Below are 26,142 nucleotides of genomic sequence, written 5' to 3'. Positions count from 1 at the left end.
CAACGGCCGTCGTCACCCCGCCGTCATTTCCAACATCGCATACATCTTCAGCAAAGCCACCGGCAACATGCGCCCGGACAGCTTGCGATCCGTTCCCATGATGCCCGACAGGGGGCCGCGCAGCACTTCCGCTGCCGGCGTATGCGCCAGCTGCCAGCATGCCGCGCCCATCTGGCCGGCCATTAGCGATTGGCGCGCCAAGGCATGAGCGCCGTCCACCGCCGGCAAAGCCTGCCACGCATTCGCCATATAGCGGAACCCCGCCTTGGCCTCATCCTGCAGCACCAGCCAGCGCGCCACGGTGGCGGCATCCGCTTGGGACGCGGGCAGATTGGTCATGCCGAACAACTGTCCGGCCACCTCACCACTGACCGTGTCGATCAGCCGGGCGCAGACCAGCCGGACGGGCTCGCCACCGTTGCGGCCCGGCACGATCACTTCCGTACCTGAGGCCCACAACGCCAGGGGCACGCGCTTGCTGCCCTGGACGCTGTGCAGCCCCGGCATGTCGCCAGGTTGGCCGACGGGCAGATAGCCCACGCTCTTGCCCACGGCATTCAGATTGGTCGGGCAGTCATCCTGGATGACGCGCTGCCCGCCAGCGCTGCGCGCAACCCAGGCAACGCCCTGCTCGTTCAAAGCTGGCCACAAGGCGGAAGTACCGGTTTCCAGCATGTGTACGACCGGGACGCGCGCCAGTTTCTCGGCCAGCCAGGCCACTCGCGCCTGTAGCGCCAGGGCCGCGTCCGGCTGCGCCGGCGCCGCTGGCGCAAAGGAGGACAACAGGCCGTGCGGCAGCACCAATTGCTGCGCCGGTGCCGCCAAAGCCGTGCCCCGATCACTCATCAGCAGCGTGCCCAGCAAGGCCCCGCCCGGGAGGCCCTCCCCCTTCATGGCGGTTTTGCCGTGCATGGCAAGCAGGTGCCGTCCGCAAACCGCGGAAAACTCTCGACGCACCATCGCCAAGGGGTCATCGCCCAAGGCGGCTACGCCCGCGCCCGAACTGTCGCCGACATAGCCGCGCCAGGATGCGCGAGCCTGCACGCAGGCGGGATCGCTTTCCAGCCAGGTGATCGCGTCGTCCAGGTTCTGCGCGGCCTCGATGGACCCCGCGCCGCCTTGTGGACGCAGGATGGCGGACGCCAACAACTGCCGCTTGCGAGCTGGATCCACGCTTTCCGGCTCCCGCGACGCGGACACCAGCGTAGCGAGGTCTGCCTCGCTAGGGGTGTACAGCGCGCGGGCGCGCTCGACCATCGAGAAGGCGCGGTCGATCAGCACGTCGGCGCGGGCCAGCTCCATGTGTTCCGGCACTTTCTGCCCGACCGACATGTAATGGATGGGCAAGCGATGACGGATGGCCGTATCCAGCGCCGCGCCCAGGCGCGTAGCTTCGTCCAGCTTGGTAATGATGCAACCGGCGACATCCTCGCCCACGCCATTGCGATACGCATGCGCCACTTCATCCAGCGTGTCGCCTTGACTGGCCGCGTTGAGCACCAGTAGCCGGCGCACGGGTTTGCCCGCATTGCACAGCATGGCTGCCTGTTCCGCCACCTGGCGATCGCGCTGGCTGATGCCGGTGGTATCGATCAGCACGATCTTGCGGCTGCCCAATTCGGCCAGGATGCGGCGCAACTCGCCCGCGTCGCGCACGGAGTGGGCGGGCACGCCCATCAGGCGTCCGTAGATCTGCAGCTGTTCCAGCGCGCCGATCCGGAAATTGTCGGTGGTCAGCATCGCGACCTGCTCGCGGCCCTCGCGCGCCACGCAGCGTGCGGCCAGCTTGGCCAGCGTGGTCGTCTTGCCCACACCGGTCGGACCGACCAGGGCATATACGCCGCCAGCCAGGAACTCATCCTCGGAACGCAGCACGGGCAGGTGGGTCACCAGTTCGTTGCGGGCCCAGCTCAGCGCCGCTTCCGGCGTCATTCCTTCCGGCAGGCGCTCCACCAGCGTGCGCACCAGCTTGGTGCTGAACCCCGCATCCAGCAGGCTGCGGAACAGAGCCGCGCCCGCGGGTTCCCGACCTGGCCCTTGGCGGCCGCCCCAGAGCAGGCCATCCATGCGGCTTTCCAAAGCGCCGCGCAGCGCGCTGATGGCGTCCTGCAGTCCGGCTGCGGCGTCGGCCGGCATCGCCGCAGGCGGCAAAACCGGCGGCTGACGCAACGGCGCGTCCGGCATGCGGGCCATGGCAGGCGCGGGTGCCGGTTGGGGCGTGGACGGCGTATAGGCCGCAGGCGCTGGAGCCGCGCTTGCCGGCTGGCCCGCATAGGCTACAGGCGCCGCCGGGACCAACCCTGCCGGCGCGGCAGCATATGCGGATGCGGCTGCAGGAGCGCCAGGCGCGGCAGCGGATGCAGCGGACTGATCTGTGGGGACCTGGCGCAACGGCGGCAGCGATGGCAATTCAACCCGCACGGGCGCCACCGGCTGGGGCGCTATCGGAGCAACCTGGGGCGTCTCATCTTCAGGCTGTGTCGAAGAAGCGTAAGCGGTCTGGTATGCGGCGATCGAACGCGACGGCGCCGCATATCCGCCCGGCGGCATCACAGGCGTGGACGCGCGCCCTGCCTGCTCAGGCAGATCGAAGCGCATGCCCGCAGGCGGCGGCGCTTCGGGCGGCCGGACGGGCGCGGCGTCCTGGCGCGGCTCGGCCTCATGGCCGGCATCGTCAAAAGCGCCTTCGACGGTGGCCAGCACCTCCACACCGCCATCGACGCTGCGGTTCGACACGATCAGCGCGTCCGGGCCCAGCACCTGCCGGACCTGGCGCATCACATCGCGGCTATTCGCCCCAAAAAATCGGCTTATCTTCATGCCCCATTACCTCCGCCGATCAGCGCGGTCACACGCACCATGCGCTCATCGGGTATTTCCGTATTCGACAACACGCCCAGCTGCGGCAGATGGTGCCGCAGGAAGCGCGACAAAGGCGCACGCAAGACCGGAGACACCAGCAGCACCGGCGCGTTGCCCTGCGATTCCTGGCGTTCGACCGCAGCCTGCGCTTCGCGCAGCAAGGTATCTGCCAGCCCGGGTTCCAGGCCGCCGCTGGTCGTCATCGCCTGCGAAAGCACACGCTCAAGCTTCACGTCCAGGCCAATCACCCGCAGCTCGCCCTCTCCAGGGAACCATTGCTGGGTGATGGCGCGGCCCAGCGAACGGCGCGTCAGCGCGATCAGTTCGTTGATGTCGGGCTGGCTGCCCGTACCCGCGGCCAGCGCCGCCAGGCGCGGACCGTGCTCGGACAAGGTGTCGATGATGGTGCGCATATCGCGGATCGGCACCTCTTCCGACAGCAGGCCCTGCAATACCTTCTGCAATGCCGTGAGCGACAGGGTCTTGGGCACCAGATCTTCGACCAGCTTGGGCGCATCGCGTCCAATGCGGTCCAACAATTGCTGCACTTCCTGGCGGCCCAGCAGATTGGAACCGTGACGATGCATCAGGTGATTCAGATGGGTAGCGACCACGGTACCTGCATCGACCACCGTATAGCCCGCCACCTGCGCCTGATCGCGCAAACTGCCGTCGATCCACAGCGCCGGCAAGCCGAAGGCGGGATCGGTCGTGGGCGTGCCCTTGATCTGCACAGTCACGCCGCCCGGGTCGATGGCCAGCCACTGGCCAGGCATGGCGACGCCGTGACCGACCTCCACGCCGGACAGCAGGATGCGGTAATCGTTGGGCTTGAGCTCCAGGTTGTCGCGGATATGCACGACCGGGGGCAAAAAGCCTACGTCCTGCGCGAATTTCTTGCGCAGGCTGCGAATGCGGTGCAGCAGTTCACCATTCTGGGCGTGGTCCACCAGCGGGATCAGGCGGTAGCCGACCTCAAGGCCTAGCTGGTCCACCATGGACACGTCGTCCCAACTGGCCTCGGCCGCCGCGGCCTGCGCCTGCGTAATCGCCTGTGGCGGCACCTCGGCCGCCGCGGCCGCTGCCGCGGTTTGTCGCTTGTACAGCATCCAGCCGCCCCAGGCCAGCGCGCCGGCCAGGGTCAGGAATGCAACGTGCGGCATATTGGGGATCAGGCCCATGATGCCGACGATACCGGCGGTCAGGAACAGCACGCTGGGGTTGGAGAACAGCTGGCTGAGAATCTGCTGGCCGATGTCCTGGTCGGTGGATACCCGCGACACCACCACGCCCGCCGCGGTCGAGATCACCAGCGCCGGGATCTGGGCCACCAGGCCGTCGCCGATGGTCAGCAGCGTGTAAACGCGTGCCGAATCACCCATCGACATGTCATGCTGGGCGACGCCCACGATCAAGCCGCCGATGATGTTGATCGCCATGATCAGTAGGCCGGCGATGGCGTCGCCGCGCACAAACTTGCTGGCGCCGTCCATCGAGCCGAAGAAGTCGGATTCCTGGGAGACTTCCGCGCGGCGCTTGCGCGCCTCGTCTTCGCCGATCAGGCCCGCGTTCAGGTCCGCGTCGATCGCCATCTGCTTGCCCGGCATCGCGTCCAGGGTGAAGCGCGCGCCCACTTCGGCGATACGGCCCGCGCCCTTGGTGATGACGATGAAGTTGATGATGGTCAGGATCACGAAGACGATGATCCCCACGGCGAAGTTGCCGCCGACCAGGAAGTGGCCGAAGGCCTCGATGACCTTGCCCGCGGCGTCGGGCCCGGTGTGGCCATGGAGCAGCACCACGCGGGTGGAAGCGACGTTCAACGACAGGCGCAGCAGCGTGGCGAACAGCAGCACGGCCGGAAATGCCGCGAAATCCAGCGGCTTGCGCGTAAACATGGCCACCAGCAGGATCATCACGGACAACGCGATGTTGAAGGTGAACAGCAGGTCGAGCAGGAACGTGGGCAGGGGCAAAACCATCATGCCCAGCACCATCACGATCAGGATGGGCCCTGCCAGCAGCCGCGCATGCGTGGCCCCGTTACTTTTCAACATGGTGAGCAAAGCGCTCATTCCTTAAGCTCCTTGTGCTGCGGTTTTGGCTTGCGGGTCCAGCTCGACCGGCACGGGCAACCGGGTCGGGGCCGTCGGCTCGGCGCCCCAACCGGCCCGCCAGGAGCGCAGCTGGAAGACCCACGCCAGCACTTCTGCCACCGCGGTGTAGAGTTCGGACGGGATTTCCTGCCCAAGCTCCACGTGTTGATGCAATGCGCGCGCCAAGGGCGGCGCTTCCAATGTGGGGATGCGGTTCTCGGCGGCAAGCTCGCGGATCTTGGCTGCGATCAGGCCCGTACCCTTGGCCAGCACCCGCGGTGCGCCGCTCTTTTCCTCGTCGTACTTCAGGGCCACGGCGTAGTGCGTGGGGTTGGTGACCACCACGTCCGCCTTCGGCACCTCTGCCATCATGCGGCGGCGCGCCGCCTGGCGCTGCTGCTGCCGGATGCGCGCCTTCACGTGAGGGTCGCCTTCGCTTTCCTTGTGTTCCTGGCGCACGTCTTCCTTGGACATGCGCAGCTTCTTCAGGTGGCTCCAGATCTGCCACGGCACGTCCAGCATGACGATGATCATCAGCGACGCCACGATGAAGGCGCAGCACATCGCCACCAGCGTCAGCGCCTTGATCAGCGCCGCCGACGGCGCCACGTGCATCAGGCTGAGCATGTCGTCGTGGTAGCGCCAGATGACCCAGACCGCCACGCCGCCGACCAGCGCGGCCTTGGCCAGCGCCTTGATGAGCTCCACCACCGTCTGTGACGAGAACATCCGCTTCACCCCGGAAATGGGGCTGAGCTTGGAGAAATTGAACTGCAGGGGCTTGCCCGAGATGACGATGCCGCCCAAAAGCACGCTGGACAACACGGCGATGACAGCCAACAGCCCGAAAATCGGCAACAGCACCAGCAGGGCCTGGCCGAAACCCTCCACCGCACGCTCGACCATCACGCCGGGATCGAGAACGATGCGCTGATCGAACGCCAGGCCGTTGCGCAACACGCCGCTCAGGGTCCGATAGAGCGAGCTGCCGCCCACCCAGATGGCGCCCACGCCCGCCGCCAGCATCATGAACGTTCCCAACTCGCGGGAACGCGCAATCTGCCCCTCCTCGCGCGCCTTTTCCAGGCGCCTGGGAGAGGCGGCTTCGGTTTTTTCGAGGTCGCTTTCTTCGGCCATGCTCTGCGGTGTCGTTGCGGCTCGCGGATTCTGGAATTACGAGCTGCCCGCCGAGATTCTAGGAGGCCCCGGGGTCTGGCGATAAGCCAAGAAACGGGGGGAAAGCGGCGCTATTCCCGGATGCGTTTCAGGCGGCGCGCTCCAGGCCCGCCCGGAACGCCCTCAGGCCCGGGCAGGCCAGCCACGTCAGTGGCCTGTGGCGACCGCCAGCCGGTCTGCCTCGCCCTCTCCGGCCGCCGCCTGGAAGCGGTTGAAGTCCAGGCCGATCCGCACCGCGCCCCAATGTTCCGACCCCAGATAGACCGGGATGGAAATGTCATTGACGATTTCGCCCGTATCGCGGGAATAGGTCTGCAGCAGCATCCCGCCGGTATTGGTCGCCAGGCGCAAGCCCACCGGATCATCGAAGATGCGCTTGTTGCGCACTCGCAGGATGTCCTGCTTCGGATCCCCGGTAGGCGCTTGCGAAAAGCGGCGATTGTGGGCCGGCGCGTAACCCCGGCCGTCCACCAGGATCGTGTAGATCCCGCCCGGCACGCCATCCAGCACGCTATCAAGCAACTGCGTCACGGTCTCATCGATCTGCCGGTCGTAACTGGTGTGGTAGCGCGCAGGGTCGCTGCCGGGAATGCGCCGGTAATGGCGGTCGAACACATCGGCACCACGGCTTCTGGCGTCTTCCAGAAGGTTGACAGCGGCGTCGCGGAAGGCTTCGACAGCCTGGGACAGGCCGTCGAAGGCGGTATTGCCGGTGCGCATGTCGGCCAGTACCTCCTGCACGCTCTCCGTCTGGCGACGGATGCGGTCGATTTCGCTGGACATGTTGCCGACGCGATTCAGCACGTCGGCGCTCAACGCCGCTATCCGCCCCACCTCCTCGCTCATACCGTGGTTGGTGGAGTCCACCTCGCCTATGGCCTGGACAACGTCGCCGACCTGGCGGTTCATGCTGTCGAAATCCCGCACGAAACGCTCAAAGCCGGAGCATGTCCGATCCAGCACTGCGCCGGACGCGTTGACGTCCTCGCGCAATGTGCCGGTCTGATGCTGGGTCGTCTCCACCAGCTCCAACATTTCGGCGGTATGCCGGCCGATATCGCTGGTAGCCGAGTTCACACGCTCGGCCAGCCGCCCGACCTCGCTGGCGACCACGGCGAATCCCCGCCCCGCATCCCCCGCCCGGGCCGCCTCGACCCCGGCGTTCAAGGCCAGGAGTTGAGTCTGCAAGGCGATCTCCTTGATCAGCTTGCTGATGTCGCCAACGGAGTGGGCGCGGTCTGTCAGTTGACCGACCACCTCGGTGAATGAAGCCATCTCCCGCGTCATGCGCTCCACCCGCGCCTTGACGTCGGACAGTTCGGCCAGCGCCTGCTGCGCCGCGTGCAGATTTTGCCCTGACACCTCGGCAATCTCGCGCGCATGGGTGGAGGTTGACGTCGACAACGCGGCGATTTGCGCGCCGCTGGCCGCGAGCGCTTCCGCGGCCCGCGCCTGCTCCTGTGCCAGGATCGAACAATGGCCCGCCTGGAACTGCGTGCGCGCGGCGTTCAGCGCGATTTCGATGCTGGATTGGCGTACGGTCATGATGCGGCTGCGTATGCGCGCCATGAAACCGTACAGCGGCCAAACGGCCGGGCTGATGGATAGCGTACGTTCCGACAGGGTCGCGTCGCCGCGATTGAGCCGCCGCAACAACCGCCACATGCCGCCCAGGCGGAATACGGATCTGGCCATGATCAATCTCCTTGTGCCGGCCCGGATCGCCTTCTATGGGCATCCGTTGCCTGGCGCGCATTGCGCGCCATGATTCACGCTGCACGGCCCCTGATTATTGTTTTGGAGGGGAGTCTATCCACGAGGCGCGCTTTGCGCCCTTAGGGACTACCTTCATGCGCGGGCGGCACCACCCGGAAAATGCACCGCCGGAGTCCCTGTCCGGCGGCGCGGCTCCCGGCTAGAAGCCCAGGCTGGCCAGCAGGTCGTCGACCTGGTCCTGGCTGGTCACTACGTCGGTCTTGCCTTGCGGACTGATCTGCGGCCCGTTGAGCAGGCTGTTGGCTTCGTCGCGGCGTTCTTGCGGGACGTTGTCCAGCAGCACCTGCAGCAGTTCACGCTCGATCGCGCCGACCACGTCCATCATGCGCATGATGACCTGGCCCGTGAGGTCCTGGAAATCCTGCGCCATGATGATTTCCATCAGCTGGGATTGCGTCTGCTGCGCCTGCTTCGGCACATCCTGCAGGTAGGCGCGCGTGTCCTTCACAAGCTCGCGCGCCTCGGGCAATTCCAGGGGCTGGTCGTACCACTGCTGCCAGCGCGCATCCAGCGCCTGCGCCGAGCGCGACAGGCCATCCTGGATGGGGCCGGCCTGCTCGGTGGCGTTCAAGACGCGGTTGGCGGCCTGCTCCGTCATCTGCGCCACGTAGCGCAGACGGTCGCGTGCATCGGGAATGGCGTTGGCTGCGTCCTTGATGGCCTGATCCAGCCCCAGTTCGCGCATGCTGTCGCGCAGCATGCGCGTCAGCGACGCGATGCGGTGGATCAGGTCGGGGGAATCGCCCGGGCTCTCATGTTCCGTCGTGCTCATGGCTCACCTCAACCGGCGATTTTCTCGAAGATCTTGTTGAGCTTCTCTTCCAGCGTCGCCGCCGTGAAAGGCTTGACCACATAACCGTTGGCGCCGGCCTGGGCCGCGGCAACAATGTTTTCCTTCTTGGCCTCGGCCGTCACCATCAGCACGGGCAGCGAGGCCAGCGCCGCGTCGGCGCGGATCTGCTTGAGCATCTCCAGGCCGTCGAGATTGGGCATGTTCCAGTCCGACACCACGAACTGGAAACCGCCGTTGCGCAGCTTTTCCAGGCCGATGGCGCCGTCTTCGGCCTCATCCACGTTCTCGAAACCCAGCTCTTTGAGCAGGTTGCGGATGATCCGCCGCATGGTGGGGAAGTCATCCACCACCAGAATCTTCAGGCCCTTGTCTACCATCTTCTACTCCAGAAAAAATTTAGCTTGGACCGATCGGGGAGCCTTGCGCGTCAGACGCGGTGCCCGCGATCGCCCAGGCGAGTCAGAATGCGTTCGCTTATCGCCGACAACGAAACCACTTCATCCGCGGCGCCCAAGGCGATAGCTTCGCGGGGCATACCGAAGACGACGCAGCTGGCCTCGTCCTGCGCAATCGTGTGGGCGCCCGCGCGGTGCATGGCCAGCATGCCGGCCGCGCCGTCCTTGCCCATGCCGGTCAGGATGACGCCGATGGCGTTCTTGCCCGCGGCGACGGCCGCCGAGTTGAACAGCACGTCCACCGACGGGCGATGGCGGTTGACGGGTTCGCTGGCTTCAAGCTCGATCACGTAGTTGGCACCGCTGCGGCCCAGACGCATGTGCATGTCACCACCCGGCGCCAGATAAACGTGCCCGGGCAACACGCGGTCGCCGTGCACGGCTTCACGGACCGTCACCGCACACAGGGCATCCAGGCGTTGCGCAAAGGAGCGCGTGAAGCCCGCCGGCATGTGTTGGGTGATCAGGATGGCCGGGCTGTCGGGCGGCAACGGCTGCAGCACCTCGCGGATCGCTTCCGTGCCGCCCGTGGACGCGCCGACGATGACCAGCTTTTCCGAGCTGGACAGCGGACGGCGCAACATGGGCGCGGGTGCGGCGGGCGCGGCGTGCGCTGCTGGCGCGCGCAGCTTGGCGCGCGAGGCGGCGCGTATCTTGTCGGCGATGATCTCGGTGTATTCGAGCAGGCCGTCGCGGATGCCCAGCTTGGGTTTGGTGACGAAGTCGATGGCGCCCAGTTCCAGGGCCCGCAACGTGATTTCGCCGCCGCGCTCGGTCAGCGACGACACCATCACCACCGGCATGGGCCGCAGGCGCATCAGTTTTTCCAGGAAATCCAGCCCGTCCATGCGGGGCATTTCCACGTCCAGCGTCAGCACGTCGGGGTTATGGCGCTTGATGAGTTCGCGTGCCACCAGCGGATCGGGCGCGGTTGCGACCACCTCCATGTCCGGCTGGCTGTTGATGATCTCGGTCATCAGGCCACGCACCAACGCCGAATCGTCCACACACAAAACGCTAATTTTCTTCATTTTTGCTGCCTCGGCCCGCTCAGGACCTGCCCGCGCATTCATAGACAGTCTGCCCGCGCAGACGAAAGTCCCGGCTGATATAGGTGAAGTTCTCGGAATGGCCAGCAAACAGCAAGCCACCCGGCTTGAGCAGCGGCACAAACCGTTCCAGGATCCTGGCCTGGGTAGGTTTGTCGAAATAAATCATGACGTTGCGACAGAAGATCACATCAAACTGTTCGTTGATCTGCCACGTCGGCGCCAACAGGTTCAGCGTCTCGTATCGGACCATGTCGGCGATCTCGGGACGCACCCGGACCTGCCCTTCGTTGGCGCCCCGGCCTTTCAAGAAGAAGCGCCGCAGACGCTCGTTATCCATTTTGTCCACGCGCTCGGCCGGGTAGACCCCCGCGCGCGCACGGGTGAGCACATTGGTGTCGATATCGGTGGCCAGCACCGAACTTGCACTGGCCCGAGGGCCCAGCGCTTCCACCAGCGTCATGGCGATGGAATACGGTTCTTCCCCGGTGGAGGCCGCACAGCACCACACCGACACCGGGCCGCCGCGCCGTTTGGCAAAGTCAGCCAAGATGGGGAAGTGATGCGATTCGCGGAAGAAGGCGGTCAGGTTGGTCGTCAATGCGTTGACGAAATCTTCCCACTCGGCCGCATTCGGCTCGTTTTCAAGCTGGTCCAGATAGCTGCCGAAATCCTGCATGCCCAGCGCGCGCAGGCGCCGGGCAAGCCGGCTGTAGACCATTTCGCGCTTGTGCGTGCCCAGCGAAATTCCCGCATAGGCGTGAATCATCTTGCGCACGCGCGAAAAGTCCGCGTCGCGAAAATCGAATTGGCGTTCCACCGAAATGGACGGCGCCTGGGTTGCCGCTGCTGTAGCCACTGCGATCCTCAGTGCCCAAGCGCAAGCGCGTCAGGCGCCTGCAAGCGGGTGTCGTCACCGGCGGAACGCGCCGACGACAGGCGCTGGGCCGGAACCTCGATGACCTCACCCACGTTGATTTTGAACACGGACACCGCTTCGGCCAGGCGCTGCGCCTGCTCCTGCAGAGAACCCGCAGCTGCTGCAGCCTCTTCCACCAGCGCCGCGTTCTGCTGCGTCACCTCGTCCATCTGCGACACGGCACGGTTGACCTGCTCGATGCCGCTGGACTGCTCTTCGGACGCCGCCGAGATCTCGCCCATGATGTCCGTCACGCGCTTCACCGAGGCCACGATCTCCTGCATCGTCGAGCCGGCGCGCTCCACCTGCTGCGAGCCCGCGCCAACCTTGGTCACGGAATCCTCGATCAGGCCCTTGATTTCCTTGGCCGCCTGGGCGCTGCGTTGCGCCAACGAGCGCACTTCGCCTGCCACCACGGCAAAGCCTTTGCCCTGCTCGCCCGCTCGGGCAGCTTCCACCGCCGCATTCAGCGCCAGGATGTTGGTCTGGAAGGCAATGCCGTCGATCACCGACACAATCTCGGAAATCTTGCGCGAACTTGCCGAAATTTCCTGCATGGTGTGGACCACTTCCGACACCGCCGAACCGCCGCGCTCTGCCACGTCCGAGGCGCTGGCCGCCAGCTGGTTGGCCTGGCGCGCATTGTCGGCGTTCTGCTTGACGGTAGAGGCCAGCTCTTCCATCGAAGCCGCGGTTTCTTCCAGCGAGGCCGCTTGCTGCTCGGTGCGGCTGGACAGGTCCGTATTACCTGCCGCGATCTCGTGCGAACCGACGTTGATCTCATCCACGCCGCGGCGCACTGACGCCACGGTGCGGGTCAGGCTTTCCTGCATGCGCTTCAAGGCGGCGAACAGCTGGCCGATTTCGTTGGTATTGCGCGCGTCCACGCGGGCGGTGAGGTCGCCACCGGCGATGCGGTCGAAGTGATGACCGGCTTCCTTCAGCGGCAGCAGCACGCGGCGACGCAGGAACACATAGGTGGCGAACACAAGCAGCGCGGCGATCACGCCGCCGGCGGCGACTGCCATCAGGACGAACTGGTAGCGCACCTGTGCCACTTCGTGCGCATCCAGCGTCTTGCTGGCGCGCCAGAAATCAAAGCCTTCGATGGCGCGCGCGTACCGGCCCTCGAGAGCGTCCTGTACCGTCTGGACTTGCTTCTGGTAGGCAGGCATGTCCGCCTTTTCCAAGGCTGCCACCAGCGGCGTCAGCCCTTGCCGGACCAGCGCGTCATAGGATTCGTCGATTTCTTTCAGGGCGTCGGCCGCTTCGGCGGGCCGAGCCAGGCTCTTGTAATACTCGTACTCGGCCTGCCCCTTGTTCATGGAGGCCTTGGCCCGCTCCAGCAGGCCAGCCGCCTCGGAGGACAAGCCCTGGGTCAGCAAGGTGGGCTGCCCCACGCTCTTCACGATGTCCGCATAGTTGGCGGCGGCCGCGCGGCCCAGGCCAGTCATGGTGTCCTTGTAGCTGGAGACCACGCGGCCGACCGCGTCATCCAGCTCTTGCGATTGCTTGATCTGCGCCAGGGTGCCATTGCTGATGCGCAGGGACAGCACGCCCAACGCGGCCCCTATCACCAACATGAATGAGAAAAACGCCAGCACCCACAACAGGCTGCTGCGTATCGTCATGTTTGCGAAGAACTTGCGCATCACAAGAACCACTCCCAGATTGAAGTCGTTAAAGGAAAGCGCCACATTGGGTTCAATATGGCGCTTTTACCTCCCAGCAGGCCGTTCCGATCAGGACGCGACCTTCTCCACCAGCGCCATTTCGTCGCTGGTCATCATTTTTTCAATATCCACCAGGATCAGCATGCGTTCGTCCACCGTGCCCAGGCCCGTCAGGTACTCGGTGGACAAAGTGGCGCCGAATTCCGGCGCCGGGCGGATCTGGCCCGAATTGAGCATCAGCACATCGGACACGCCATCCACCACGATACCGACGACGCGGCGGTCGAGGTTCAGGATGATGACCACGGTCTGCTCGTTGTAGTCGACGCGGCCCAGGTTGAACTTGATGCGCAGGTCGACGATGGGCACGATGATGCCGCGCAGGTTCGTCACGCCCTTGATGAACGGCGGAACATTCGCGATGCGGGTGACCGTGTCGGCGTCGTAGCCGCGGATCTCCTGCACCTTCAGGATGTCGATGCCGTACTCTTCGTCGCCCAGCGTGAACACCAGGAACTCGCTGCCGACATCTTCATTGCGCGCGGCTTGCGCTTGCGGTTTGGCTGCCATGAGGTTTATTTCTCCATCAATTCAGAATGGCTTCGGGCTGCGACCAACGCTCGCGGTTGGCGCGCGCAAGCGCAAATACGTCGACGATCAGGGCCACGCTGCCATCGCCCAGGATGGTGGCGGCGGAAATGCCCGGCACCTTGCGGTAATTCGATTCCAGATTCTTCACCACGACCTGGTGCTGGCCGATCAGGTGATCCACCAGCAACGCAAACCGGCGGTCCTCGGCTTGCATGATGACCGCGATGGCCTGCGTGGGATCGGTCTGGGCGTCGCTGACCGAGAACACCCGGTGCATTTCGACCAGCGGCAGGTACTCGCCGCGCACGTGCATCACGCGCTCGTTGCCCGCCACCGAGTAGATCTGGTCATTGGTGGGCTGCAGCGATTCGGTTACATGGTTCAGCGGCAGAATGAAGGTTTCCTCGCCGACGCGCACCGACATGCCGTCCAGAATGGCCAGCGTCAGCGGCAGGACGATGCGCGTCGTGGTGCCGTTGCCCGGCTCGCACGACAGCTGCACGTGGCCGCCCATGTCCTGGATGTTCCGACGCACCACGTCCATGCCCACGCCTCGGCCGGAGATGTCCGTCACCTTTTCGGCCGTGGAAAAGCCCGGCGCAAAGATCAGCTGCCAGATTTCGTCGTCCGGCGAATTCTCGTTGACGGGCAGGCCCTGGGCGATCGCCTTCTTCAGGATCTTGTCGCGGTTCAGCCCGCCGCCGTCGTCGCTGACTTCAATGACGATGTTGCCGCCGTTGTGCTGGGCCGACAGCACCAGCTGTCCGACGGGGTCCTTGCCAGCGGCGACGCGCTTTTCGGGAGTCTCGATGCCGTGGTCCAGGCTGTTGCGCACCAGGTGGGTCAGCGGATCGATGATGCGTTCGATCAGGCTCTTGTCCAGTTCCGTTGCGCGGCCGTGGGTTTGCAGTTCGATCTGCTTGCCCATCTTGCTGGCGATGTCGCGCACCAGGCGTGGGAAGCGGCTGAACACGTAATCCATCGGCATCATGCGGATGGACATGACCGCTTCCTGCAGGTCGCGGGCATTGCGCTCAAGCTGTTCCATGCCATTGAGCAGGCGGTCGTGCAGCACCGGATCCAGCGTGGATGCGGTCTGGGCCAGCATGGCTTGGGTAATGACCAGTTCGCCCACCAGGTTGATGACCTGGTCGACCTTTTCGACGCCGACGCGGATCGAGGTGGATTCCTTGTCCGCGTGCGCCGGAGCTGCCGCAGCGGGCCGGGCTGCGCGGGTGGACTGTGTGATGGCCTCGGCGGCCGCAGCCGACTCGGCGACGGCCGGCGCTTCGGGCGCCGTCTGTGCGGGAGCCGGCGCGGGCGTCGCAGCCGCAATTGGAGCAGCAGCCTGCGTTACGCCCGCCGGAGCAGCCTCGCGGCTGATTTCCAGCTGGTCGCCGTCGACGATGAAGCAGCATACTGCCTCGATATCGTCCGGCGTGCAGGTGCTGTCCATCCAGACGGTCAGGGCGCCGTCGGCGCGTTCGCTGGCCTTGACGTTGCCGAGATTGCCCATTTCCTCGAGGAGAGAGGCGGCGTCCTTGTCCGAAACCTTGGTGATCCGCACACGCAGAGGCAAGCTGCCGGCTTCCGCTGCCGGCGCTTGCTCTGCGGGCTCGGGGGCAGGCGGCGGGGCGATCACGGGAGCCGGGGCCGGAACCGGAACCGGCGCAGCCACGGGTGCAGGGGCCTCGGCCGGCGCGGCTGCCGCGGCGGGATCCTTATGCTCCAGCGCAAGCTGCCTCAATACGGCGCAGATACGCTCAAACACGGCTTCATCGGGCTCTTCGGAGGCCCGATAGGCATCCAGTTGGCTTTTGAGCACGTCTTTCGTTTCCAAGAAAATATCGATCATGTCCGTACGCAGCGCCATTTCGCCGCGACGGATCGCATCCAGGAGGTTTTCCAGCAAATGGGTCGTGCCCGCCAGCTGCGTGAAGCAGCCGAAGGTGGCCGCCCCACCCTTGATCGAGTGGGCGGCGCGGAAGATCGCGTTGAGCTGTTCGATGTCGGGCGCGCCCACATCCAGCTCGAGCAGCAGCTGCTCCATCTGCGCGAGCAGCTCGTCCGCCTCGTCGAAAAAGGTCTCGTAAAACTGACTGAGGTCCAAACCAGAACTCATGACCCGTACGCCTTCAAAAATGAACTTGCTTACGCGCCGGCCTGCTCGTCGAGCAGTTCAGACGCCAATTCCACCAGCACATCCGGGTCGACCGGCTTGGAAAGCCAGCCACAGACCCCCAGATCCCGGGCGGCCATCTTGCTGTCCACGTCGTCCTCGGTGGTCAACACCAAGACCGGCACGTCCAGGTACTCGTCCTCTTGGCGCAGTCCCTGGATCAGCTCCAGACCGCCCATGACCGGCATGTTCCAGTCGCTGACCACCAGGTCCACCGGGTGGCTCTTGGCCAATTCCAGCGCTTCCTGGCCATTGCCGGCCGTCAGGACTTTCCATCCAGCGCCCGTCAACGTCGCCTGGACGATCATGCGCATCGTCGCCGAGTCGTCCGCCACAAGAATCGTTGCAGCCATTGCTATCGAACCCCTTCCGCGGGCGGGTTGCTCTCCGCCTCGCCTGGTTTGGTTGCCGTCGTGGCCTGGGCCGCGGCTTGCGCCGCTTCCACCGCCGTTCCTACCTCGCGGGCATCCTTGGCGCTGACGTCCGCAGCCGCGGCGTTCTCGCTTTCGATGCGCCGCTGGGTGCTCTGGTTGAGCACCACAAGGCTGATACGTCTATTAACGGCCGCATACGGGTCATCTTTAACCAGGCTCATGCTGGACGACAGCCCCTGGATGCGCAGGACCTTGCTTTCGTTCATTCCGCCCGCCACCAGCTCCTGGCGCGACGCATTGGCGCGGTCGGCCGACAGCTCCCAATTGCTATAGGCGCGCTCTCCGCGAGCGTATTGCGAGGCGTCGGTGTGGCCGGAGATGCTGACCTTGTTGGGCAATTCATTCAGGACCGGCCCCAGTTCCCTGAGGATGTCGCGCATGTAAGGCTGCACTTCCGCGCGGCCGGTGGCGAACATCGGACGGTTCTGGTTGTCGATGATCTGGATGCGCAGACCCTCGGTAGTCAGGTCGATCAGCAGCTGCGGCCTGAAGCTCTTCAGCACCGGACTCGTCTCGATGACGTTTTCGAGCCGCTTTTTCAGATTTTCCAGGCGATGCTGTTCGCGGCGTTCGGCGTCGCCCATGGGCTGGGCCTCGACGCGGTTGCCCTGCGCGCGGCGCACATCGCCCTCGCTGCGCAAGGGATCCCTGCCGCCTCCTGGAACCGCGCTGGTCTCGGCCGAACTGCTGGGCCCGCCCGTAATGGCGACGCGCAATGGCATGCGGAAGTACTCCGCAATGCCCTTGAGCTCTTCGCGCGGGACCACGCTGATCAGCCACATCACCAGGAAGAACGCCATCATCGCCGTGATGAAGTCGGCGTATGCAATCTTCCAGCTGCCGCCGTGGTGCCCGCCGCCGTGGACCTTCTTGCGGCGGATCACCACACGGTGGTTGTTTACCGTGCTCATGGCCCGCTCCGTCAGGCCTTGCCGGTGGCGGTGGACTTGGCTTGCCGGACGTGCTCTTCCAGCTCACCAAAGGTCGGACGCACTGCGGAGAACAGCACCTTGCGGCCGAACTCCACGGCCAGCTGGGGCGGATAGCCGTTCATGCTGGCCAGCAGCGTGGTCTTGATGCATTCCAGCACCTTGGTGGCCTCATCGCTGCGCCGCTCGATGCGCGACGCCAGCGGCCCCACGAAGCCGTAGGCCAGCAGAATACCCAGGAACGTGCCCACCATGGCCTTGGAAATCAGGTCGCCCAGGATCGCCGGAGGCTGGTCCACGGCGGCCAGTGCCTTGATCACGCCCAGCACGGCGGCCACGATACCGAAGGCCGGCAGGCCATCGGCCATTTGCTGCAGTGCGCGCACAGGAACTTCGCGCTCATGGCGGTAGGTTTCGATTTCCTCATCCATGAGCGTCTCGATTTCGAACGAGCTCATGTTGCCACTGATCATGATGCGCAGGTAGTCCGTGATGAACTCCATCAGCTTGGCGTCTTTGGCGATGCGGGGGTACTCGCTGAAGATCGGACTGGACTCCGGGTCTTCGATATGCGATTCGATAGCCATGAGGCCTTCGCGGCGTGCCTTGTTCAGCAGCACGTACAAGAGCGCCATCAGCTCCATGTACACGTCCTTGCCGTAGCGCGAGCTTTTCAAGGCGTCGGGCAAGGCGGACTTGACCAGCATCAACGACTTCTTGCTGTTGCTGGCGAGGAAGGCACCAAAAGCCGCCCCGAAAATCAGCGTGAGCTCGAACGGCTGGTATAGCGCGCCCAAATGGCCGCCCAGCGCTATGAAGCTGCCGACGACCGACACGGCCACCACGAGAAAACCGATAACAATCAACACATCAGGCCCCTGCCAACGAAGTCTAAAACTGGCGTCAATGATCCCCTGTTCCCCCCGACCCAAAAAGGCGGGTTACGGGGAGTTTTCCAGGGCTTTTGATGTATTTGAATACCGCCGGTCAGAGCCGGGCGGCATTCGCAACGGGTGCGGGGCGGGTGCCGGAGCGCGCCTTGGCCGCAGCGCGGGTCTTGCCGGCACGGGGTGGCGGCCGGCAGATCGCGCACACGAAATCCGACTGGGGATCGTGGGCATGGGCGATGAAATGCCCCCCGCATTGGCGGCAGGCGGACATTTGCAGCATGCCGCTATCAAAAAAGCGCACCAGCATCCAGGCGCGCGTGAAGCTCAGGACGGGCTCTGCGCCTTCGGCGGCATCGGTGCCGGCGTTTTCGAGATAGAGGCGATAGGCGTCGATGGTGGCGCGTATGCCCTTGCTGCTGGTGCGCGTATTCAGGAACGAATACACGTTGTAGAAGAGCGAGGAATGGATGTTCGGCAGCCAGGTCATGAACCAGTCAACCGAAAAGGGCAGCATGCCCTTGGGTGGCGAGCAGCCGCGGATTTCGCGGTACAAGCGTGCCAGGCGGTCGTGGCTGAGGCTGGTTTCAGCCTCCAGCACCTGCAGCCGGGCTCCCAAAGTGATCATGGAGCTGGCTAGCAGAATGTCATCCGCTTCCTGCGAAACGCTCTTGGTGGCCATTACACGTGCTTCCGGATGGAATGATCAGGCCGTCAGGCCAATTCTTCGACAGGCTGCTTGGCCAGCAGGATGGTTGCGTGCGCTTGCTGCAGCGCACCACCCAGAACGTCATGGGTCAGCGCGGACAACAGGCTGTAGTCATCGAAGCGGAAGCGGCACAGCAACGAGCTGGAGCTTGCGAGCTTGACCAATTGCGCCGGCGAAAGGCGCATGAGGATGTCAGCAACCTCATTGCTGAATCCCAGGCGGAACATCGACGCCGCGTAGTCGTCGCGCAGCATGCGCTGTGCCAGTAACAAATAGGACAGATTCACTTCGCGAATGTCTGTCAGCAATGAATTTTCGACTTGTTGCACGCCCAACTCCCTATTCCCTATCCCGCCGATGGGGGCTTGTGTAAGCAAAAGCACCGGAATTCCGTTGCCATTACGTTCGATACATCCCGCTTTGATGCGAAATGTATCATTTGTTCGCAATTTAAGTAAAATTTACCACAGCTGATGTCATTTTCTATGACTTATATGACAAAACTTTGTTGATGTTGCGCAACTTACCGTTTCCGATACACCTTGACATATAAATTTCAGACGAATTTACGTCAATTTGGCAAATAAGCATTCAAAACATTGCGTACTTTGAGGAATGAAACGGTGTTGTTTGCCGACAATGGCAGCTTGCAGATCACTAAATCCACCTAGCTTTAGCGCCGCCGCGCGTTTGTCGACAATGTCGCAAATTGACAACAACAGACCACGCGCCACGATGGACACCGCCCGACACTCCCGCAATGCCTCACGCAGATGACAGCCTGGTCGAATATGCCCCGCTAGTGCGGAAGCTGGCCCTGCAATTGCTCGCCCGGCTACCCGCCAGCGTAGAGCTCGACGACCTGATCCAGGCCGGCATGATTGGCCTGCTCGATGCCGTGCGCCGCTACCAGGAAACGGCCGACGCCCAATTCGAGACCTACGCCACCACCCGCATCCGCGGCGCGATGCTGGACGAATTGCGCGGACAGGATTGGCTGCCCCGCAGCGTGCGCGCCAAGGCGCGCAAGATCGAGCAGGCCATCCAGCAGCTCGAACAGCGTTTGATGCGAGCGCCGACGGAAGCCGAAATTGCGCAACAGCTCGACATGCCCCTGGGTGACTATCAAACACTGTTGCACGACGCCCAGGGCGTGCAGATCGTGCACTACGAAGACTTCACCACCGAGCCCGACTCGGCTGGCGGTCAATCCGACTGGGCGGCCACCCTGAACCATGGCGCGGCCGGCGGCAATCCGCTGGATTCGCTGCTGGCCGGGGACTTCCGCCAGGCGCTGATCCACGCGATCGACGCCCTGCCCGAGCGTGAAAAGTTGCTGTTGTCACTTTGCTACGAGCAAGGACTGAACCTGAAGGAAATCGGCGCGATCCTGAATGTGACCGAGGCACGGGTGTGCCAACTGAGGTCGCAGGCGACGGCGCGGATACGGGCGAAGCTGAAGGAACAGGCTTGGCAGGAATTGCCTCAGGATGGGCAAATTGCGCAGGTGATATAGATCAGCACCGGTTGCGTGCCTGGCGGGAACCTCTTGCACGGCCGGCCCTCACCACGGAAGGCTCTTAACATGACGGACGCACATCGCGTCCGTTTTGCATTGCATGCCAGCAGCAGATGATGGACCGTGCGCAAGCACTCCATACATTGATTCAGAATGAAGGAGCCGCACGGATGCGGCGCGCCCATGATGCTCACCCCCCCCTAAAGATAAGTATCGCGGCATGCGCGGTACGCCGCCGGGGTCGGGCGTCTGCCCATCCTATCGAGACGAAAGAAAAATCCCGACTTTCGCGAAATGGCGCTAAAGATTGATTTTGGACTGCCGTAATCCTGGCAACGGAGAGATTCCTAGACACCAAGTCGACGAACTTTCCCGTTAACACCAGTGGGCGGCCTTGCTGCCCAGTTTGAAGAAGCCTTTCTCTCTCGGGAGCCTCACATGGCAGTCATCAATACCAACTACCTGTCCCTGGTTGCACAGAACAACCTGACCAAGTCGCAATCGTCCCTGGGCAGCGCCATCGAGCGCCTGTCGTCGGGCCTGCGCATCAACAGCGCCAAGGACGACGCCGCTGGCCAAGCCATCGCCAACCGTTTCACCGCCAACGTCAATGGCCTGACCCAAGCCGCCCGCAACGCCAACGACGGCATCTCGATCGCCCAAACGACCGAAGGCGCCCTGAGCGAAATCAACAACAACCTGCAGCGCGTCCGTCAGTTGTCGGTGCAAGCTGTCAGCGGCACCAACTCCCCCTCCGACCTGCGCTCGATCCAGGACGAAATCCAGCAACGCCTGGACGAAATCGACCGCGTGTCGGCCCAAACGCAATTCAACGGCGTGAAGGTCCTGTCGGCCGACAACAAGATGACGATCCAAGTTGGCGCCAACGACAACGAAACCATCAGCATCGACCTGAAGCAGATCACCGCCGGCACGCTGGGTCTGGGCAGCTTCAGCGTCGCGGGTCCGACGGTCAATGCAAGCGGCGCGATCACGAAGGCGGACGGTACCGCCGCCACAAACGTGTCCACTGCCGACTTCCAGAAGGTCTTCGGTAACGACACCCAATTCACGGCTTCCTCGGTCAGCTTCGGCACCAATGCCCGGGCCGACTTCGCTCAGAAACTGGGTGTGTCCACGGACAGCGTTTCGCTCAGCGACAAGCTGACGGCAGATGGCCGCGGCAACTGGTATGCCACCGTGACCGTCACTCCCGCGTCGGCCACTGAAGTCGAAAACCTCGCCAGCCGTGGCATCACGGTGGGTGCGGATGGCAAGGCACTGGCGTCTGGCGCCGCTTCCAATTTCTACATCGCCGTGAACCCGCAATCGACCGCCTCGTCGGGTACCGCCACTGCAAACTACACGCTCAACAGCAGCGACCTCAGCGTTGCCTCGTTGACCACCGGCTCCACCGCCAACCCGCTGGCCAAGCTGGACAAGGCCCTGTCGGACGTCGACGCCCTGCGCGGTGAACTGGGCGCTGTTCAGAACCGTTTCGAATCGACGATCGCCAACCTGAACAACACCATCACCAACCTGTCCGCCGCCCGTTCGCGTATTCAAGACGCCGACTACGCCACGGAAGTGTCGAACATGACCAAGGCCCAGATCCTGCAACAGGCTGGCACCTCGGTTCTGGCGCAAGCCAACCAAGTTCCGCAAACCGTTCTGTCGCTGCTGCGTTAATCACGCCGCAACGCCTGACGGTCGGGTAGATGCGGGGCCTCTGGGCCCTGCCCTCCCGGTACCGACCCAGGGCCCTCACGCCCTAGTCGAGACCAACAAGCCGGCATCCGCCGGCTTGTTTCTTTTTGGCCCAACTTGTCGCTAGCGCTCCATGCCGGCGCAATTTGTTCACCGCATCCATGAGATTGGATCAGCCCGGCAACGATACGGACCTGGCGCCGAACCGGCATATACCCCAGTCCCAATCAAGCCCCATTTTTTCGGACTATTCCCCTTTTTCACTTCCTCCGATTGCCTCATACTCGCGGCTGCACGCTTTGTATCAATAATTTTCACAACATGACCGCGACGCCTCCCGATCCACTCGCTACGCAGCACAGCAGCATTCCGGATCCCGATGCCCAGGCGCCGATGGATGAGCAGACCCTGCGTCTGCGCGAAGAGAACCGCGCCTTGCGCGAATTGCTGGTGGCGCAGGCGCAGGCCGCGCCCGCGCCGCAGGAACCCGGTCCGCTACGGCGGATGTTCTGGTGGTTGATATCGGCGCCTGGCGCTGCACTGGTCCGCTGGCGCGCCCTGGTGGGACGCGAAGACGCGCGGCCGATCACGGGTAGGCGCTTGGGATATGCCACGCTGACCGTGCTGTATACACTGGCAATCTATGGCGCGCTGGTTTTGCTGGTGGTGTCATGGAGCTCGCCGAATACGACCGTTTCGGGCTCCACGGCTGCCGGCCCGGTACGGATACCTCTGACACCGGCGCCACCTGCGAACGCGGAACCTGTATTCGGCCACCCGGAAATGACGTCGTTGGCGGTGCCAGTACCCGTTCCAGATTCGGACTCCGATTCCGGTTCGGGCCCAGGTTTGGCAGAACCGCAACCTGAGCCCACGGCACAGCCCGCCCCTGCTGAACAGCAACCCACCTCGCAGGCGCAGCCCGAGCACGATGCGGCGTCGCGCGCGGCAGCGAGCACAGCGGTGGACACGGTGAACACTGCTCCCAGGTCTACCCTGCGCGTGACCGAAATCCCCGCAGCAGACCCCATGGCCTGGGTGGAAGAGCTGAAAGGTGAGTTGGCACGTTGCGCAACGCTGGGGTTCTTTGATCGCCCCGACTGCGCCTGGGCCGCACGCCGGCAGTTCTGCGAGCCCAATCGCGCTTGGGGCACCATCAAGGAATGCCCGAATCGGCCGTGATGACCGCCACGAATCCCGTGCATCCGGGTGCGGCCCACGCGATAATCCAATACCGGCTTAAGCCCCCTACCAAACACTAGGACACCCCAAGCATGGACGCATCGATCAGCGACACCGTCAATACCGCCCTGGCTTTGCAGGACGCGAATGTCATGCAGGAAGTGCAGGTCCGCGTACTGAAGAAGGCGCTCAATGCGCAAGCGGACACGGCCTTGACGCTGATGCAGTCGCTGCCGGTGCTGGCAGTAGACGCCACGCTGGGTTCGCGCATCGATACGCACGCCTGAACGCCGCGCCATACGCACACAAAAAAAGCGCCGGTCCCTGTCCAGGGCCGGCGCTTTTGCATTGCGCGGGCGGCATGACCGCCCTCCTGCGCATTACTTCTTCTTCATCGGCGGCAAGTCGGTGCAAACACCTTCTGCAACTTCGGCGGCCATGCCCACCGATTCACCCAGGGTCGGGTGCGGGTGGATGGTCTTGGCGATGTCGACGACGTCGGCGCCCATTTCCACGGCCAGGGCCAGTTCGCTGATCAGGTCACCCGCATGGGTGCCGACGATGCTGCCGCCCAGGATGCGGTGCGTTTCAGCGTCGAAGATGAGCTTGGTGAAGCCCTCGTCGCGGCCGTTGGCGATGGCGCGGCCGGAGGCGGCCCAGGGGAACACGCCCTTCTCGATCTTGATGCCCTGCTTCTTGGCTTCGTCTTCGGTCAGGCCGACCCAGGCCACTTCCGGATCGGTGTAGGCCACCGACGGAATGACGCGGGCGTCGAAGAAGGACTTCTGGCCTGCGGCGGCTTCGGCGGCGACGTGGCCTTCATGCACGGCCTTGTGCGCCAGCATGGGCTGGCCGACGATGTCGCCGATGGCGTAGATGTGCGGCACGTTGGTGCGCATCTGGCGATCGACTTCGATGAAGCCGCGGTCGGTCACGGCGATGCCAGCCTTGTCGGCGCCGATCTTCTTGCCGTTGGGGCTGCGGCCCACGGCTTGCAGCACCAGGTCGTAGCGCTGCGGCTCCTTGGGCGCGCCCTCGCCTTCGAAGCTAACGTAGATGCCGTCCTTCTTGGCTTCGGCGCCCACGGTCTTGGTCTTCAACATGATGTTGTCGAAGCGGTAGGCGTTCTTCTTCTGCCATACCTTGACCAGGTCGCGGTCGGCGCCCTGCATCAGGCCGTCCAGCATTTCCACCACGTCCAGGCGCGCGCCCAGCGTAGAGTACACCGTGCCCATTTCCAGGCCGATGATGCCGCCGCCGATGATCAGCATCTTCTTGGGCACTTCACGCAGCAGCAAGGCGCCGGTGGAGTCGACGATGCGGTCGTCCTGGGGCAGGAACGGCAGCTTCACCGACTGGCTGCCGGCGGCGATGATGGCCTGCTTGAAGCGCAGGGTCTGGGTCTTGCCGTCGGCGGCCTTGACGGTCAGGTGGTTGGGGTCGGCGAATTCGCCCACGCCATGCACCACGGTGACCTTGCGGGCCTTGGCCATGCCGGCCAGGCCGCCGGTCAGCTTGGCGACCACGCTGTCCTTGTAGCCGCGCAGCTTGTCCAGGTCGATCTTGGGCTCGCCGAAGCTGATGCCGTGGGCGGCCAGTTCGCGGGCTTCATCGATGATGGCGGCGTTGTGCAGCAGCGCCTTGGACGGAATGCAGCCCACGTTCAGGCAGACGCCGCCCAGGGTGTCGTAGCGTTCCACCAGGACCACGGACAGGCCCAGGTCGGCGGCGCGGAAGGCGGCGGAGTAGCCGCCGGGGCCTGCGCCCAGCACCAGCATGTCGTACTCGCCATCGGCCGAGCCCTTGAAGCTGGCCGCGGCGGGCGCCGCTGCCGCAGCCGGAGCTGCTTGCTTGGGCGCCTCGGCGGCCTTGGGGGCTTCCTTGGCGGCGGGCGCGGCGGCTGCGGCGGCGCCCGCGGCAGCTTCCACTTCCAGCACGACCGTGCCTTCGGCGACCTTGTCGCCGACCTTCACGTTGATGGACTTCACCACGCCGCCCTGCGACGCGGGGATTTCCATCGAGGCCTTGTCGGACTCGACGGTGATCAGGCTCTGCTCGGGCTTGATCGTGTCGCCCACGGCGACCAGCACTTCGATGACTTCCACTTCCTTGAAGTCGCCGATGTCCGGCACTTTGATTTGAACGGTATTGCTCATGGGGCTCCCCGTTTACAGCGCGATGCGGCGGAAGTCGGCCAGCAAGGCGCCCAGATAGGCGTTGAAGCGCGCGGCGGAGGCGCCGTCGATGACGCGGTGGTCGTACGACAGCGACAGCGGCACGATCAGGCGCGGCACGAACTGCTTGCCGTCCCACACGGGCTTGTGCGCCGAGCGCGACACGCCCAGGATGGCCACTTCAGGGGCGTTGATGATGGGCGTGAACGAGGTGCCGCCGATGCCGCCCAGGGACGAGATCGAGAAGCAGCCGCCCTGCATTTCGGCGGGCGAGATCTTGCCGTCGCGGGCCTTCTTGGACAGGTCGGTCATTTCCTGGGCGATCTGCAGGATGCCCTTCTTGTCGGCATCGCGGATCACCGGCACCACCAGCCCGTTGGGCGTGTCGGCGGCGAAGCCGATGTGGTAGTACTGCTTGAGCACCAGGTTGTCGCCGTCCAGCGAGGCGTTGAACTCGGGGAACTTCTTCAGGGCCGCGACCACGGCCTTGATCAGGAAGGCCAGCATCGTGACCTTGATGCCCGACTTCTCGTTTTCCTTGTTCAGCGTGACGCGCAGCGCTTCCAGGTCGGTGATGTCCGCTTCGTCGTTGTTGGTGACGTGCGGGATCATGACCCAGTTGCGGTGCAGGTTCGCGCCGGAGATCTTCTTGATGCGCGACAGCGGCTTGGCTTCGATCGGGCCGAACTTGGTGAAGTCGACCTTCGGCCACGGCAACAGTCCCAGCGCGGCGCCGTCGGCGGAACCGCCAGCGGCCGCGGCGGGCGCCGCCAGCGCCTGCTTGACGAAACCGCGCACGTCGTCGGCGGTGATGCGGTCCTTGGGACCCGAACCCTTGACCTTGCTCAGGTTCACGCCCAGTTCGCGCGCGAACTTGCGCACCGAGGGGGACGCGTGCGGCAGCTGGCCGGGCTTGAGGTTGGCGTCTTCGAGCGCGGCGGCGGGAGCCGGACGCTGCGCGGCAGGCGCAGGCGCTTCGGCCTTGGCGGCGGGCGCGGCGGCGGCCTCTGCCTTGGCGGCCGGAGCCGGGGC

The 26,142-nt window shown here is 64.4% G+C and carries 22 protein-coding genes; 4 read left to right on the top strand and 18 right to left on the bottom strand.

Features of this window, described 5'->3' with window-relative positions; all coding sequences use genetic code 11:
- Window positions 1–12: 12 nt before the first annotated feature.
- From flhF to flhD, 16 genes are all read right to left on the bottom strand, one after another.
- The gene (gene flhF, locus HV766_RS06085; protein WP_175180785.1) at window positions 13–2,820 is read right to left on the bottom strand and encodes a flagellar biosynthesis GTPase FlhF; all 2,808 of its coding nucleotides are present in this window, start codon (window positions 2,818–2,820) and stop codon (window positions 13–15) included.
- The gene (gene flhA / locus HV766_RS06080; protein ID WP_119452092.1) at window positions 2,817–4,937 is read right to left on the bottom strand and encodes a flagellar biosynthesis protein FlhA; all 2,121 of its coding nucleotides are present in this window, start codon (window positions 4,935–4,937) and stop codon (window positions 2,817–2,819) included. Before flhA ends, flhF begins: the two co-directional genes overlap by 4 nt.
- 3 nt (window positions 4,938–4,940) lie before the next feature.
- On the bottom strand, window positions 4,941–6,095 hold the full coding sequence (gene flhB, locus HV766_RS06075; protein ID WP_054456664.1) for a flagellar biosynthesis protein FlhB: 1,155 nt from the start codon (window positions 6,093–6,095) through the stop codon (window positions 4,941–4,943).
- A gap of 186 nt (window positions 6,096–6,281) precedes the next feature.
- Window positions 6,282–7,829 (bottom strand): methyl-accepting chemotaxis protein, encoded by a 1,548-nt coding sequence (locus tag HV766_RS06070; protein WP_225588712.1) that lies wholly within the window; start codon window positions 7,827–7,829, stop codon window positions 6,282–6,284.
- 220 nt (window positions 7,830–8,049) lie between these two features.
- Window positions 8,050–8,682, bottom strand: a complete 633-nt coding sequence (gene cheZ, locus HV766_RS06065) for a protein phosphatase CheZ (protein WP_042793272.1) — start codon at window positions 8,680–8,682, stop codon at window positions 8,050–8,052.
- Between the two features lie 8 nt (window positions 8,683–8,690).
- Entirely contained in the window at window positions 8,691–9,080 is a 390-nt protein-coding gene (gene cheY, locus HV766_RS06060; RefSeq protein WP_013393379.1) for a chemotaxis response regulator CheY, read from the bottom strand.
- A gap of 50 nt (window positions 9,081–9,130) precedes the next feature.
- Window positions 9,131–10,189: a protein-glutamate methylesterase/protein-glutamine glutaminase gene (locus HV766_RS06055; RefSeq protein ID WP_013393378.1), complete on the bottom strand. Its 1,059-nt coding sequence runs from the start codon at window positions 10,187–10,189 to the stop codon at window positions 9,131–9,133.
- Between the two features lie 19 nt (window positions 10,190–10,208).
- Window positions 10,209–11,066: a CheR family methyltransferase gene (locus HV766_RS06050; protein WP_175180784.1), complete on the bottom strand. Its 858-nt coding sequence runs from the start codon at window positions 11,064–11,066 to the stop codon at window positions 10,209–10,211.
- Between the two features lie 8 nt (window positions 11,067–11,074).
- A complete protein-coding gene (locus HV766_RS06045) occupies window positions 11,075–12,778 on the bottom strand; it encodes a methyl-accepting chemotaxis protein (RefSeq protein WP_119451937.1) in 1,704 nt (567 codons plus the stop codon).
- A gap of 90 nt (window positions 12,779–12,868) precedes the next feature.
- Entirely contained in the window at window positions 12,869–13,369 is a 501-nt protein-coding gene (gene cheW, locus HV766_RS06040) for a chemotaxis protein CheW (protein WP_054456661.1), read from the bottom strand.
- Window positions 13,370–13,385: 16 nt separating this feature from the next.
- Window positions 13,386–15,512 carry a chemotaxis protein CheA gene (cheA, locus tag HV766_RS06035; protein ID WP_175180783.1) on the bottom strand — a complete coding sequence of 709 codons (2,127 nt, stop codon included), beginning with the start codon at window positions 15,510–15,512 and terminating at the stop codon, window positions 13,386–13,388.
- A gap of 29 nt (window positions 15,513–15,541) precedes the next feature.
- Window positions 15,542–15,922, bottom strand: coding sequence for a response regulator (locus HV766_RS06030; protein WP_054456659.1), 381 nt, complete (start codon window positions 15,920–15,922; stop codon window positions 15,542–15,544).
- Between the two features lie 2 nt (window positions 15,923–15,924).
- Window positions 15,925–16,914 carry a flagellar motor protein MotB gene (gene motB / locus HV766_RS06025; RefSeq protein WP_054456658.1) on the bottom strand — a complete coding sequence of 330 codons (990 nt, stop codon included), beginning with the start codon at window positions 16,912–16,914 and terminating at the stop codon, window positions 15,925–15,927.
- Between the two features lie 11 nt (window positions 16,915–16,925).
- A complete protein-coding gene (motA, locus tag HV766_RS06020) occupies window positions 16,926–17,801 on the bottom strand; it encodes a flagellar motor stator protein MotA (protein ID WP_054456657.1) in 876 nt (291 codons plus the stop codon).
- Window positions 17,802–17,919: 118 nt separating this feature from the next.
- Window positions 17,920–18,501, bottom strand: a complete 582-nt coding sequence (gene flhC, locus HV766_RS06015) for a flagellar transcriptional regulator FlhC (protein ID WP_118934083.1) — start codon at window positions 18,499–18,501, stop codon at window positions 17,920–17,922.
- 32 nt (window positions 18,502–18,533) lie between these two features.
- Complete coding sequence (flhD, locus tag HV766_RS06010; protein ID WP_013393369.1) at window positions 18,534–18,857, bottom strand: flagellar transcriptional regulator FlhD; 324 nt, start codon at window positions 18,855–18,857, stop codon at window positions 18,534–18,536.
- A 431-nt stretch (window positions 18,858–19,288) separates the two neighbouring features.
- Between flhD and HV766_RS06005 the strand changes: the two genes are divergently transcribed.
- The 4 genes from HV766_RS06005 (at window position 19,289) to HV766_RS05990 (ending at window position 23,223) form a co-directional block, all read left to right on the top strand.
- Window positions 19,289–20,044: an RNA polymerase sigma factor FliA gene (locus tag HV766_RS06005; protein WP_054456655.1), complete on the top strand. Its 756-nt coding sequence runs from the start codon at window positions 19,289–19,291 to the stop codon at window positions 20,042–20,044.
- Window positions 20,045–20,485: 441 nt separating this feature from the next.
- Entirely contained in the window at window positions 20,486–21,736 is a 1,251-nt protein-coding gene (locus HV766_RS06000; protein ID WP_175180782.1) for a FliC/FljB family flagellin, read from the top strand.
- A gap of 339 nt (window positions 21,737–22,075) precedes the next feature.
- Window positions 22,076–22,936 (top strand): hypothetical protein, encoded by an 861-nt coding sequence (locus HV766_RS05995; RefSeq protein ID WP_175180781.1) that lies wholly within the window; start codon window positions 22,076–22,078, stop codon window positions 22,934–22,936.
- A 92-nt stretch (window positions 22,937–23,028) separates the two neighbouring features.
- The gene (locus HV766_RS05990; RefSeq protein ID WP_175180780.1) at window positions 23,029–23,223 is read left to right on the top strand and encodes a YjfB family protein; all 195 of its coding nucleotides are present in this window, start codon (window positions 23,029–23,031) and stop codon (window positions 23,221–23,223) included.
- A gap of 93 nt (window positions 23,224–23,316) precedes the next feature.
- Here HV766_RS05990 and lpdA read toward each other — a convergent pair whose 3' ends face one another.
- Both lpdA and HV766_RS05980 read right to left on the bottom strand, forming a co-directional pair.
- Window positions 23,317–25,092 (bottom strand): dihydrolipoyl dehydrogenase, encoded by a 1,776-nt coding sequence (lpdA, locus tag HV766_RS05985; RefSeq protein ID WP_175180779.1) that lies wholly within the window; start codon window positions 25,090–25,092, stop codon window positions 23,317–23,319.
- Window positions 25,093–25,104: 12 nt separating this feature from the next.
- Window positions 25,105–26,142: dihydrolipoyllysine-residue acetyltransferase (locus HV766_RS05980; protein ID WP_175180778.1), on the bottom strand; the 1,038-nt coding region annotated here is incomplete at its 5' end.

Origin of the sequence: Achromobacter aegrifaciens, from assembly GCF_902859735.1 — a bacterium.
In the GTDB taxonomy this organism is placed as follows: domain Bacteria; phylum Pseudomonadota; class Gammaproteobacteria; order Burkholderiales; family Burkholderiaceae_B; genus Achromobacter; species Achromobacter aegrifaciens.
The sequence above is the reverse complement of the archived record's forward strand: the minus strand, read 5'-3'. Positions and strand labels throughout refer to the sequence as shown.

Bases quoted from the DNA above. Each gene is read 5' to 3' on its own strand.
- flhF (WP_175180785.1), bottom strand. From the start codon at position 2,820: ATGAAGATAAGCCGATTTTTTGGGGCGAATAGCCGCGATGTGATGCGC.
- flhA (WP_119452092.1), bottom strand. From the start codon at position 4,937: ATGAGCGCTTTGCTCACCATGTTGAAAAGTAACGGGGCCACGCATGCG.
- flhB (WP_054456664.1), bottom strand. From the start codon at position 6,095: ATGGCCGAAGAAAGCGACCTCGAAAAAACCGAAGCCGCCTCTCCCAGG.
- HV766_RS06070 (WP_225588712.1), bottom strand. From the start codon at position 7,829: ATGGCCAGATCCGTATTCCGCCTGGGCGGCATGTGGCGGTTGTTGCGG.
- cheZ (WP_042793272.1), bottom strand. From the start codon at position 8,682: ATGAGCACGACGGAACATGAGAGCCCGGGCGATTCCCCCGACCTGATC.
- cheY (WP_013393379.1), bottom strand. From the start codon at position 9,080: ATGGTAGACAAGGGCCTGAAGATTCTGGTGGTGGATGACTTCCCCACC.
- HV766_RS06055 (WP_013393378.1), bottom strand. From the start codon at position 10,189: ATGAAGAAAATTAGCGTTTTGTGTGTGGACGATTCGGCGTTGGTGCGT.
- HV766_RS06045 (WP_119451937.1), bottom strand. From the start codon at position 12,778: ATGCGCAAGTTCTTCGCAAACATGACGATACGCAGCAGCCTGTTGTGG.
- cheW (WP_054456661.1), bottom strand. From the start codon at position 13,369: ATGGCAGCCAAACCGCAAGCGCAAGCCGCGCGCAATGAAGATGTCGGC.
- cheA (WP_175180783.1), bottom strand. From the start codon at position 15,512: ATGAGTTCTGGTTTGGACCTCAGTCAGTTTTACGAGACCTTTTTCGAC.
- HV766_RS06030 (WP_054456659.1), bottom strand. From the start codon at position 15,922: ATGGCTGCAACGATTCTTGTGGCGGACGACTCGGCGACGATGCGCATG.
- motB (WP_054456658.1), bottom strand. From the start codon at position 16,914: ATGAGCACGGTAAACAACCACCGTGTGGTGATCCGCCGCAAGAAGGTC.
- flhC (WP_118934083.1), bottom strand. From the start codon at position 18,501: ATGGCCACCAAGAGCGTTTCGCAGGAAGCGGATGACATTCTGCTAGCC.
- HV766_RS06005 (WP_054456655.1), top strand. From the start codon at position 19,289: ATGCCTCACGCAGATGACAGCCTGGTCGAATATGCCCCGCTAGTGCGG.
- HV766_RS06000 (WP_175180782.1), top strand. From the start codon at position 20,486: ATGGCAGTCATCAATACCAACTACCTGTCCCTGGTTGCACAGAACAAC.
- HV766_RS05995 (WP_175180781.1), top strand. From the start codon at position 22,076: ATGACCGCGACGCCTCCCGATCCACTCGCTACGCAGCACAGCAGCATT.
- HV766_RS05990 (WP_175180780.1), top strand. From the start codon at position 23,029: ATGGACGCATCGATCAGCGACACCGTCAATACCGCCCTGGCTTTGCAG.
- lpdA (WP_175180779.1), bottom strand. From the start codon at position 25,092: ATGAGCAATACCGTTCAAATCAAAGTGCCGGACATCGGCGACTTCAAG.